The organism is Microbacterium sp. C23T (assembly GCF_053345975.1).
The window spans coordinates 23,232-34,240 of record NZ_JBKFBD010000027.1 but is presented as its reverse complement, the minus strand read 5'-3'; the positions used below and the strand labels follow the sequence as shown (position 1 = coordinate 34,240).

The following is an 11,009-nucleotide window of genomic DNA, read 5'->3' as shown; positions in this document are numbered from 1 at the left end:
CCCGAAGCACCGTCCGGCCGCCGCCCTCGTGGCGGAGGCCGGACGCTGCTATGCGCCGGTGGGGACGACCGCCTCCGCGTCGTCGGTGTCCTCGCGCCGGGGCTTCACGCGCACACCGGCGATGCGGCGGCGATCGAGTGACGCCACCTGAATGGTCGCCCCGGGGACGTCCGTGGAGTCTCCGACCACCGCCAGCCGGCCCAGCTGCTCGGTCACGAATCCGGCGATCGTGTCGGAAGACCCCCGCGGCAGCGACAGCCCGGTGAGCTCCTCGAAGTCTTGGAGATTGAGCCGTCCGTCGATCACGCCGCCGGGCGCTGCGGGGTCGGCCGCGGTGTCGTACTCGTCGAAGATCTCGCCGACGACCTCCTCGACCAGATCCTCGAGCGTCACGATGCCGTCGGTGCCGCCGTACTCGTCGACCACGACGGCGATGTGATGCCCGTCCGCCCGCATGCGCGTGAGGGTCGGCAGCAGCCGAGCGGTGGACGGGATGTACGAGATCGGCCGGACCAGCTCCTGCACCGGAGCGTCGCCGTTCTCCCGCGCCGCGTCGAACAGGTCGCGCACGTGGACGAAGCCGGCGGTGTCGTCGATCGACTTGTCGACCACCGGGTAGCGCGAGAAGGGGAGCTCGCGCACCAGGGCCATGGCATCGGCGACCGAGACGGTCTCATCCAGTGCGACGACCTCCGGACGCGGTCGCATGACCTCGCTGATCTGCCGGCCACGGAGCGACAGCACGTCGTCGAGGATCCGTCGTTCGTCGGCGGGGAGGCTCTGATGGGTCGCGACGATGTCCCGCAGCTCCTCCTCGGTCAGTTCGTCGGCCGTCTTGTGGGGGTCACCGCCGAGCAGCCGGACCAGGGCGTTCGTCGAGACCGAGAGCAGCCAGATGACCGGTCTCATGACGGTCGCGAACCCGTCGAGCACCGGCGCGACGGCGTACGCGAACTGGGCGTTTCGCTGGATGGCCAGTCGCTTGGGCACGAGTTCGCCGAGCACCAGCGACAGGTAGGCGATGAGCAGGGTGAGCAGCACCGTCGCGATCGTGGAGGCGAGCTGCGCGGGCACTCCCCACCCGATCAGGAGCGGGACGACCGAGGGAGCGATCGAGGTCGCTCCGTAGGCCGCCGAGGCGAAGCCCGCCACGGTCACGCCGATCTGCACCGCCGACAGGAAGGTGTTCGGGTTGCGGGCGAGGCCCGCGACCTTCTGGCCGCGTCGGCCCCGCGCGGCGATGGTGTTGATCTGGCTCTCGCGCAGGGTGACCAGAGCCATCTCGGTCGCCGCGAAGACTCCGCCCACCAGGACGAAGATGAAGACGAGTGCGATGTTCCACAGCATGTCGCCCATCAGCGGGCGGCTCCGCTTCGCACGGGGCGGGGTGCGCCTGGGGTCACCCGGGCGCGGGGTCTGTCGGAGTCGGCGGGCGATTCAGAACAGCGGCGGGTCAAGAGAGTTCCTTCTCTGTGCGGGCCGCGGACGTGCGGTCCGCGGCGGGGATGGTCGGGTGCGACGTCGCGGCGCGGCCGCCGCGGGTCTTGATGAGGCTCGCCGTCGTCGCGACCGCGATGGTCGCGGCGATGAACAGCAGCGAGAACCAGATCGGGATCTCGGGCGCCCACAGCATCGGCTCGCCGCCGTTGATGAACGGCAGCTCGTTCACATGCATCGCGTGCAGGACGAGCTTCACGCCGATGAAGGCGAGGATCACCGCGAGGCCCTGCGCCAGGTAGACGAGGCGCTCGAGCAGACCGCCGATCAGGAAGTACAGCTGCCGCAGGCCCATGAGCGCGAACGCGTTCGCGGTGAACACGATGTACGCCTCTTCTGTGAGCCCGTAGATCGCCGGGATGGAGTCGACGGCGAAGATCAGGTCCACGAACCCGATCGCGACGATCACGAGGAGCATCGGCGTCACGAAGCGGCGACCGGCCTTCACGATCGTGAGACGGTCGCCGTTGTAGTCGTCGCTGACCGGCAGGCGACGGCGAACGAATCGCATGAACCGGCCCTGCGAGGGATCCGCCTCGCCGTGCGTGAAGGCCTGCCGGTAGGCGAGGAAGAGCAGCAGCGCTCCGAAGAGGTAGAAGATCCACGAGAAGTTCTCGATCAGCGTGGCGCCGACCACGATGAAGACGCCTCGGAGCACCAGCGCGATCACGATGCCGATCATCAGCACCTTCTGCTGATAGATCTTCGGAACCGCGAACCCCGTCATGACGATGAGGAAGACGAACAGGTTGTCGATCGACAGCGCCTTCTCGGTGAGGTAGCCCGCGAAGTACTCGCCGCCGTACGTCCAGCCGGAGACGACGCCGACCCCGACGCCGAACAGCAGCGCGAGACCGATGTAGAACGCGGACCAGCGGGCCGACTCGCCGATCGTGGGCTCGTGGGGCTTGCGGACGTGCGCGAAGAACTCGTAGACGAAGAACGCGATGGTGATCGCGATGGTGATGACCCAGACGAGCGGGGTGATGTTCAAGGAGGCTCCAGACCTGGCGTGACTGATCGACGCCAAGGTCTTCTCCATCCTCGTGATAGAGGACCGATGGCCCGGGATGCACCATGCATCCGTAGTGACGAGCCGATCGTGGCGGAGTACTCCCCTTGGGGTTGCGAGCCTACGGAGGTTTCCCCGGCTCTTCCTGGGAGCGAGCCGAGTGCGCCCGACGACGGCCGCCCTCTTTTCCGGCAGGATGGCGGAAAGCGCCCGCGATCGCGGCGGGCGAGGATGAGGGTCGACGGTGACGCTGCGCAGCTCCCACTGGTATTCGGGCGACGACCGGAACGCGTACATCCATCGGGCGTGGATGCGCCGCGGTGTGCCGGGCTCGGCCTTCACGGGGCGTCCGCAGATCGCGATCGCGAACACCGCCTCGGACCTGACGCCGTGCAACGCGCACCTCGACGAGGTCGCGCAGTCGGTGAAGAACGGCGTCTACGAGGCCGGCGGCATCCCGCTCGAGCTGCCCGTCGTCTCGCTGGGGGAGACGAACGTGCGCCCGACGGCGATGCTGTGGCGCAACATGGCCGCGATGGCGACGGAGGAGATGCTCCGCGCGAACCCCATCGACGGGGTGGTGCTGCTCGGCGGCTGCGACAAGACGATCCCGTCGCTGCTGATGGCGGCGGCATCCGTGGATCTTCCGGCTGTCGTGGTGCCGGGAGGACCGATGCTCACCGGGCATTTTCGCAACGAGGCGCTGGGGTGCGGCACCGACGTGTGGCGGCTCTCGGAGGAGGTGCGCGCGGGCACGCTGAGCGAGGCGATGTTCCTGAAGTCCGAGTCGTCGATGATCCGCTCCAAGGGTCACTGCAACACGATGGGCACCGCGTCGACGATGGCGCTGGTCGCCGAAGCCCTCGGCGTCGTGGTTCCCGGAGTCGCGGGAACACCGGCACCGGACGCCCGCCTGCTCGAGGCCGCACACCTGACCGGCGCGCTCGCCGTGGCGCTGGTCGCGGAGGACCGACGGCCGTCGACGTTCCTGACGAAGGCGAACTTCCACAACGCGATCGTCGCGCTCGCCGCGATCGGCGGCTCGACCAACGCGGTCGTGCACCTGCTGGCGATCGCCGGGCGGCTGGGCATCGACCTCACCATCGACGACTTCGACCGGATCGGCGCCGAGGTGCCGCTGCTCGTGAACCTGCAGCCGGCCGGCCAGTACCTGATGGACGACCTGTTCCGCGCCGGCGGGTTCCTCGCGGTGATGCGCGAGGTGCGCGACCTGCTCGACCCGACCGCCCTCACCATCACGGGTGAGCCGTTCGTGGAGTACCTCGACGACGCGCGGATCTGGGACGCGGACGTCATCACGCCGCGCGACACCCCGCTGCAGCCGCACGCCGGCATCTCGGTGCTGCGCGGCTCGCTCGCCCCGGGTGGTGCGCTCATCAAGCCCGCGGCCGCGTCGCCGCACCTTCTGAAGCACCGGGGCCGGGCGGTGGTGTTCGACTCCATCGAGGACTTCCACGCCCGCGTCGACGACCCCGATCTCGACATCGACGAGAACTCGGTGATGGTGCTGCGCGGCTGCGGGCCGAAGGGCTACCCGGGGATGCCCGAGGTGTCGAACATGCCGCTTCCGAAGAAGCTCCTGGAACGCGGCATCCGTGACATCGTCCGCATCTGCGACGGCCGTATGTCGGGCACCGCGTACGGCACCGTGGTGCTGCACGTCACCCCCGAGGCCGCCGCGGGCGGCCCGCTCGCCCTCGTGCGGACCGGCGACTGGATCGAACTCGACGTGCGCGACCGCCGCCTCGACCTCGACGTCCCGGCCGAGGAACTGGCGAGCCGGATGCCGAACCAGGCCACCGTCGACGGCTACGCGAACCCGCGGCGCGGGTGGGAGCGGCTGTACGTCGACCACGTGCTGCAGGCCGACCGTGGCGCCGACCTCGACTTCCTCGTCGGCGCCTCCGGATCGGAGGTGACGCGTGAGTCCCACTGAGGCGGCGTACGACGCGGTCCCGCTGCTCGGCACGGCAGGGGTCGCCACCGATGAGCCGCATCATCTGGGCGAGGGTCCGACGTGGGATCCGAATCGTGAGCGGCTGCTGTGGGTCGACATCGAAGTGGGGACGGTCCACACCGGGCGATTGGCGGAAGACGGCCGCATCGAACCGGTCGAACGGATCGACTTCCCCGACACCGCCGGGGCGGTCGCCGTCGCCGAGGACGGCGCGATGGTCGTGGCAGGGAAGCACCGCCTGCACTACCGCGACCTCGACGGGAACATCTCGTCGAGCCGCGCCCTGCTCACGGGCGACGACCGTCGCTTCAACGACGCCAAGCCCGACCCTGCGGGCATGCTGGTCGCCGGGTCGAAGGGTCCCGGCGGAGAGGTGCTGCTGCGCATCGAGGCGCGTGAGAACATCACGGTGCTCGACGGCGATCTCGAGCTCTCCAACGGCCTCGCGTGGACGGCCGACGGCCGGCGGTTCTTCAGCATCGACACGCCCACCCGGCGCATATTCGTGCGGGACTACTCCGCGGTCACCGGCGAGGTCGGGGACCGCGAGGTCTTCCTCGAACTCGAGCACGGCTACCCCGATGGAATGGCGATCGATGCCGAGGACCATCTCTGGGTCGCCGTCTTCGGCGGTGGCTGCGTGCTGCGCATCGCGCCGGACGGCCGTATCGTGGCCCGCATCGACGTGCCCGCGCCGCACACCACGTGCCCGGCGTTCGCGGGTCCCGACCTCGACACCCTCGTGATCACCACCGCCACCGAAGGGCTCGACGAGCAGATGCTCGCCCGCTATCCGCTGTCGGGCCGGCTGTTCACCTTCCGGCCGGGGGTCCGCGGGGTCCGTCCCCACCTGTGGGCGGGGCGATGAGGGCGCTCGTGATCACGGCGCCGCACCGCGCCGAGGTCAAGGAGGTCCCCGAACCCGAGCCGGCGGCAGGCGAGGTCGTCGTCGACGTGCGGCGCGCCGGGATCTGCGGCACCGACATCGAGTTCTTCACCGGGGAGATGGCGTATCTGCACGCCGGCCACGCCGCCTACCCGATGCGGATCGGCCACGAGTGGACGGGCACCGTCTCGGACGTCGGAGCCGGTGTCGACCCCGCGTGGATCGGGCGACGGGTCACCGGCGACACGATGCTCGGGTGCGGCGCGTGCCGCCGGTGCGAGCACAGCCGCCAGCACGTGTGCGAGAACCGGCTCGAGCTCGGCATCCGCGGTGGGAAGGCGGGTGCGCTCGCCGAGAAGGTCGCGACCCCCGTGTCGTCGTTGCACCGGCTGCCCGATGGCGTCGACGACGCGATGGCCGCCATGGTCGAGCCCGGCGGCAACGCCTTCCGCGCCGTGCAGGGCGCGGAGCTCGGCCCAGGCGATCGCTGTCTGGTGCTCGGCCCCGGCACGATCGGGCTGCTGAGCGCGATGTTCGCGCGCGCTGCCGGCGCCGAGGTGCACCTGCTCGCCCGCGACGACCGGGCCCTCGAGTTCGCGCGGTCGCTCGGATTCGACCACATCTGGACGCAGGAGCGGATGCCGCCACTGCCGTGGGACGCCGTGATCGAGGCATCCAACGCCCCGCAGCTTCCCGCGAAGGCGCTCGAGCTCGTCGAACCGGGCGGGCGGGTCGTCTACATCGGGCTCGCCGGCACGCCGAGCCTCATCGACACCCGCGACCTGGCGCTGAAGGACGTGACGGCCGTCGGCGTGCTCAGCGCTTCGCCCGGCCTCGCGGGCACCATCGACGCCTACGCCTCCGGTGTCGTCGATCCGCGACCTCTCATCGCCGCGACGGTCGCCCTCGAGGAGCTGCCTGCGATCCTCGCCGGCGAGCGGCCGGCGGGTGCGGGGCCGGGTCCGAAGTTCCACGTCGCGCTGTGACCGCGGACGCGAACGCCCCCGGCCGCGCGCCGGGGGCGTTCGTCCTGTCAACGGAGAATGAGTCAGACGGGCTTGGTGTACGTGTCGTTGCTGAAGCCGGTGATGAAGTAGCCGATCGGGTTGAGCAGGAACAGCAGGAAGAACGAGAACGCGCCGCCGTGGCCGAACGCCCGGCCGTTGCGGAAGGCGACGATGATCGCGAGCACGATGTTGGCGATCGGCACGAACCAGAGCAGCCCGAGCCAGGCCGAGTACCCCGCGACCTTGACGAGAACGAACAGGTTCACAATCGGGATGATCGCGAGCCACCCCGGGTAGCCGGCCTTCGTGAACGTCCTCCAGTAGGCGGCGATCGTGGCGATCCAGTAGATGAGGCCGACGACCACGTAGCCGAAGACGGCTCCGGCGGAGACGGCCTGGTTGATGGGCTCGATGTCAGAAAGCAGAGTCATGCGCTGAGCGTATTGGGTTCATGAGGCGCCACCCGGGAGCGCCGTGGCCCGACATCGGAGACCTCGTCGGAGAGCAGCGCCGGCCACGCCGGACATAGAGGAGGACGGATGCCGCGTGCCGCAGCATCCGTCCTCCCGTTCGTTCTCTCAAGCCGCCGTGACGGCCTCCGGGGCGACGGTGCGCTCGCGCGCTCCGCGGATGACGAAGGCGACGACCGCCAGACCGGCGATGCCCGTGACCAGGTACAGGATGCTGCTGATCCCGGCGGTCGGTGCGGGCGTGCCGTGGCCGACCGCGAAGGTGGAGAAGTCCCAGAATCCGTGCAGGACCATCGCCCAGATCAGCGTGCCGGTCGTGCGACGCAGGATGTAGAAGATCGTGCCGCCCAGGAACGCGAACCCGACCTGCTGCAGCGTGCTGACCAGGTCCTGACCGCTCAGCGCGTTCATGAGGTGCATGAGAGCGAAGAGCGCCGAGGTGAGGAACCACACCCATCCCTCGCTCAGCCGGCTGCGCAGGCCGACCAGCAGGAGACCGCGAGTCGCCATCTCCTCGGTGAAGCCGACCAGGAGCAGGACGACGGATGCTGCGAAGAACGCGCCGTCGTACGCGCCCCAGTCCGTGCTCAGGAGGTTGATCACGAGCGCAACGGCCATCAGGACCGGGACGAAGATCGGCCAGCGCACGCTGTGCGCCCGGTCGAAGAGCGCGGGGCGCCACCAGCCGAGGAGGGTCGTCGTGATCGCGAGGAAGACGGCGCCGATGATCAGCGACAGGCCGGCACCGAGGAAGAGGGTGCTCCCGTTGTCTCCCAGCGCGGTGTAGGGGATGCCGGTCAGCTGCTGCACGACGAAGACCAGGACGGCGTAGGCGAGGAAGATCGCGAGGCCGATCCAGACCCGCGGACGTACGCGGAGCGGTGCGGGAAGAGTGCTGTCGGACACGAGGAGCCTTTCCTGGAGATCGTTCATGTATCCATGGTCGAACGCGCCGCCGAACGGCGGGAGCGGCAGAGGTCTACGACCGCCCCCTCCTTTCGGCTATGTTCGCCGGCGCTCAGGCGACCCTGCTGTCGATGCCCGGTTCGGCCGCAGGCGCGGTCGATTCCACCTTCCCGCGGATGAAGAACAGCAGCACGATCCCGGCGAGGACGACGGCGATGTTGCCCTGCGCGGCGATGCCGGTGAGCGCGCCGCCGGCGGGGTAGGCGCCCTGCAGGAAGATCGACGGATCGGTGGTCGCGTGCAGCAGGATCGGCCAGATCAGATTGCCGGTGACACGCAGCGACAGGTACATGAGGATGCCGAAGGCGAACGTGTACACGAGCTGGAACCCCGTCGTGAGGGGCGACTGGCCCGACAGCAGGTTGCCGGCGTGGAGCACGGAGAACAGCAGGGCCGAGACGAGCGCCACCGTGATCTCGCGGTAGCCGCCCTTGCGCATGAGGTTCACCACGAAGCCGCGCGTGAGCACCTCTTCGGCGAAGCCGATGAACAGGCCCGTGACGATCCAGGCGACGACGATGCCCGCGCCCGCCGCGGCGTAGTCGACCGTTGCGAACCGCAGCACGTTGAACAGCAGCACGACAGCGACGGCGATCCACATCCAGCCACCGCCGCGGATGGGCTGCGGGCCGAACAGCTCGCGCAGCCAGCCCACCGACCACGCGAACACGACCAGGAGCACGCAGCCGAGCGCGATGGGCAGGGCGGTGCCGATCCAGATCTGCGCAACAGGGTCGTCGGCCGATGCGAGCAGCGGCGCGAACGCGAGCGAGCCGAGCTGGTACAGCGCGTAGTAGACCACGACCAGCAGCAGCGCACGCCACCAGCCGCCCCGCTCCCAGAAGCGCCGCCATGCTGAGGGGTTGTCGTTCTCGGTCACTCTCGCCCTTCGTTCGTGTCAGTCGCCGGCGTCGTGCACCACGAGCGCGAGCTGGACCCTGTTCTCCAGCTGGAGCTTGCTCAGCGCGCGGCCGACGTGAGCCTTCACTGTAGCGATCGACATGAACAGTTCCGCGGCGATCTCGGCGTTCGACATTCCGCGTCCCACCGCCTGCGCGACCTCGCGTTCGCGGTCGGTGAGGTCGGCGAGCCGGGCCCGCGCCTCGACCCGTGCCTCGTCCTCGCGGGCCCGTTCCGGTGCGGTGGCCGTCGCGATGAGGGTGGCGGCGACCCGCGGCGACAGCACGGGGGTTCCGGATGCTGCGGCCTTGACCGCGTCGACGATCTGCTGTGGCGGGGTGTCCTTGAGCAGGTACCCCGCGGCACCGGTGCGCAGTCCGCGCAGGACCATGTCGTCGGCGTCGAAGGTCGTGAGCAGGACCACGCGGGGCGCCTCGGGTGTCGCGAGGATCTCCGCGGTCGCGGCCAGACCGTCCTTGACCGGCATCCGGATGTCCATGAGCACGACGTCGGGCTTCTCGCGCGCGACCGTCTCGACGCCGTCGGCGCCGTCGACGGCCTCGGCGATCACCTGCAGTGCGGGGTCGCCGCCCAGGATCATCGCGAGCCCTGCCCGCACCAGAGGATCGTCGTCGACGATCACGATGCGCAGCGGCCCGGCGGTCACGTCGCCCATGGTATCCAGGCGCTCAGTTCGAACCCGCCGTCGGGGCGGGGTCGCTGACTCCACCGGCCGCCGAGTCGCTCGACCCGCTCGCGGAGGCTGATCAGCCCTGTTCCGGAGCCCGGCAGGGAGTCCGTCCCGGTCTCGGGCGGCGCGTCGTTGACGACCCGCACGGCGAGTCCGTCTCCCGCCTCGCCCGCGATCGACACCACGACGCGAGACCCGGGGGCGTGCTTGCGCGCGTTCGTGAGTCCCTCCCGCACGATGCGGTGCATCGCCCGCTCGAGCGGCGTCGGCGGGGCCTGCTCGAGGTCCTCGACGAGCTCGATCGTCATGCCCGCCGCGCGACCTTCGTCTACCAGGACGTGGACATCGGGAGGGTGCAGGGCCTCGGGCTGCTCGTCCGTCGAGCCGCGCAGCACGCCGAGGACGCCGCGCAGCTCCTGCAGGGCGAGCCGCGCGTTCTCCTCGATCGTCTGCATCGCGGTCGCACGGTCGGAGGGGTCGAGATCGTCGCGGAATCCGACCGCGGACGCGTGGAGCGCCACGAGCGACAGGCGGTGCGCGAGCACGTCGTGCATGTCGCTCGCGATGCGCGCCCGCTCGGCGGCCCGGGCCGCCTCTTCGCGCGAGGCCTGCTCGCGTTCCGCGGCCTCGGCGCGCTCGCGCAGCCCTGCAACCAGCGCGCGGCGCTGGCCCATCGCGACGCCGACCGCGACGACCACCGCGATGCCGAGTGCCATGACGAGCGCTCGGCCCCACCACGGCAGCTGGCCGACCGGATCGGGGTAGACCGTGCCGAGGAACAGGAACGCCGTCAGGTCGACCAGCCCCACCGCGGCGATCTCGCGCCAGCGGCGCCGCGTCGCGACCGACCCGAGCGCGAGGAGCGCGGGCCCGAGTGCCGACACCGAGACGACGACGAGGATGCCGGTGGCCAGGCCCGTCACGAGGGGGAAGCGCCGCACGAACACGAGTGTCAGGACCAGCGCCGCCACGCCGAATGCGGGGTCGACCGCCCGCACCCACACCTGCTGGAACGGACTGAAGCCGGACGCCTGCGTGAGAAGCGCGCCCCACACGATCCCGCTGATCGCGGCGGCCAGGATCACCCGCCACGTCGTACCCCATACGCCGCGGACGGCGACGGTGGAGTGGGCCGGCATGTGACGAAGTCTAGGTCCGCCCTCTGCCGGGGTCGTGGGTTCAGCGGCCGGTGCCCCACAGCCGGTTCGTCTGGGCGTGGGCCTGCAGCAGATCGTCACGCGCCGCCTCGAGCGCGCGCTGCGCGTCGATGAAGGCATCCCGTGCCTCGATGAGACGGACCGGGACCCCGTCCTCCAGGCTTCCGATGCTGAAGCTGTGCGTCCACGACATGGCGTGCTCCTCTCGTGCGAGCCGGATCTCGGCGCGCCCCGAACCGGCCGGGAAGTGTCTCCCTGATGCCGTGCCACGACGCTAGACAGCGGCATCCGTCTCGTCCACGGTGCGATGAAACACCAGGACACGGGCCGTAACGCACGTCCGTGCGGGTGGTCGTACGACCATCGTCCGATGGCGGCGCAGTCCTGCACACGGCGAGTCTGAAGACACCAGGACGCGCGGCGCTTCGCACGGCACGCGTCGGAG

The 11,009-nt window shown here is 70.1% G+C and carries 11 protein-coding genes; 3 read left to right on the top strand and 8 right to left on the bottom strand.

Annotated features, from left to right (window positions below):
• Positions 1-48 precede the first annotated feature (48 nt).
• Both ACLBXX_RS15255 and ACLBXX_RS15250 read right to left on the bottom strand, forming a co-directional pair.
• Positions 49-1,356 carry a hemolysin family protein gene (locus ACLBXX_RS15255; RefSeq protein WP_447658720.1) on the bottom strand — a complete coding sequence of 436 codons (1,308 nt, stop codon included), beginning with the start codon at positions 1,354-1,356 and terminating at the stop codon, positions 49-51.
• Between the two features lie 97 nt (positions 1,357-1,453).
• On the bottom strand, positions 1,454-2,491 hold the full coding sequence (locus ACLBXX_RS15250) for a TerC/Alx family metal homeostasis membrane protein (protein WP_447658719.1): 1,038 nt from the start codon (positions 2,489-2,491) through the stop codon (positions 1,454-1,456).
• Positions 2,492-2,753: 262 nt separating this feature from the next.
• On the opposite strand from ACLBXX_RS15250, the gene ACLBXX_RS15245 reads away from it, so the two are divergent.
• From ACLBXX_RS15245 to ACLBXX_RS15235, 3 genes are read left to right on the top strand one after another with little or no spacing between them, the layout of a single operon-like run.
• A complete protein-coding gene (locus tag ACLBXX_RS15245) occupies positions 2,754-4,466 on the top strand; it encodes an IlvD/Edd family dehydratase (protein ID WP_447658718.1) in 1,713 nt (570 codons plus the stop codon).
• On the top strand, positions 4,453-5,355 hold the full coding sequence (locus ACLBXX_RS15240; RefSeq protein ID WP_447658717.1) for an SMP-30/gluconolactonase/LRE family protein: 903 nt from the start codon (positions 4,453-4,455) through the stop codon (positions 5,353-5,355). The genes ACLBXX_RS15245 and ACLBXX_RS15240 overlap by 14 nt, the downstream gene beginning before the upstream one ends.
• On the top strand, positions 5,352-6,359 hold the full coding sequence (locus ACLBXX_RS15235; RefSeq protein ID WP_447658716.1) for a zinc-dependent alcohol dehydrogenase: 1,008 nt from the start codon (positions 5,352-5,354) through the stop codon (positions 6,357-6,359). Before ACLBXX_RS15240 ends, ACLBXX_RS15235 begins: the two co-directional genes overlap by 4 nt.
• A gap of 62 nt (positions 6,360-6,421) precedes the next feature.
• Here the strand turns inward: ACLBXX_RS15235 and ACLBXX_RS15230 are convergent, their stop codons facing one another.
• The 6 genes from ACLBXX_RS15230 to ACLBXX_RS15205 all read right to left on the bottom strand — a co-directional run bounded on the left by ACLBXX_RS15230 (position 6,422) and on the right by ACLBXX_RS15205 (position 10,757).
• Positions 6,422-6,811: a DUF5684 domain-containing protein gene (locus tag ACLBXX_RS15230; protein ID WP_056372115.1), complete on the bottom strand. Its 390-nt coding sequence runs from the start codon at positions 6,809-6,811 to the stop codon at positions 6,422-6,424.
• Positions 6,812-6,958: 147 nt separating this feature from the next.
• On the bottom strand, positions 6,959-7,783 hold the full coding sequence (locus tag ACLBXX_RS15225; protein ID WP_447658715.1) for a CPBP family intramembrane glutamic endopeptidase: 825 nt from the start codon (positions 7,781-7,783) through the stop codon (positions 6,959-6,961).
• Positions 7,784-7,868: 85 nt separating this feature from the next.
• Complete coding sequence (locus tag ACLBXX_RS15220; RefSeq protein WP_447658714.1) at positions 7,869-8,696, bottom strand: CPBP family intramembrane glutamic endopeptidase; 828 nt, start codon at positions 8,694-8,696, stop codon at positions 7,869-7,871.
• Positions 8,697-8,714: 18 nt separating this feature from the next.
• The gene (locus ACLBXX_RS15215; protein ID WP_447658713.1) at positions 8,715-9,392 is read right to left on the bottom strand and encodes a response regulator; all 678 of its coding nucleotides are present in this window, start codon (positions 9,390-9,392) and stop codon (positions 8,715-8,717) included.
• Positions 9,380-10,546: a sensor histidine kinase gene (locus ACLBXX_RS15210; RefSeq protein WP_447658712.1), complete on the bottom strand. Its 1,167-nt coding sequence runs from the start codon at positions 10,544-10,546 to the stop codon at positions 9,380-9,382. The genes ACLBXX_RS15215 and ACLBXX_RS15210 overlap by 13 nt, the downstream gene beginning before the upstream one ends.
• A 40-nt stretch (positions 10,547-10,586) precedes the next feature.
• Positions 10,587-10,757 carry a hypothetical protein gene (locus ACLBXX_RS15205; protein ID WP_311294847.1) on the bottom strand — a complete coding sequence of 57 codons (171 nt, stop codon included), beginning with the start codon at positions 10,755-10,757 and terminating at the stop codon, positions 10,587-10,589.
• Between the last annotated feature and the right edge of the window lie 252 nt (positions 10,758-11,009).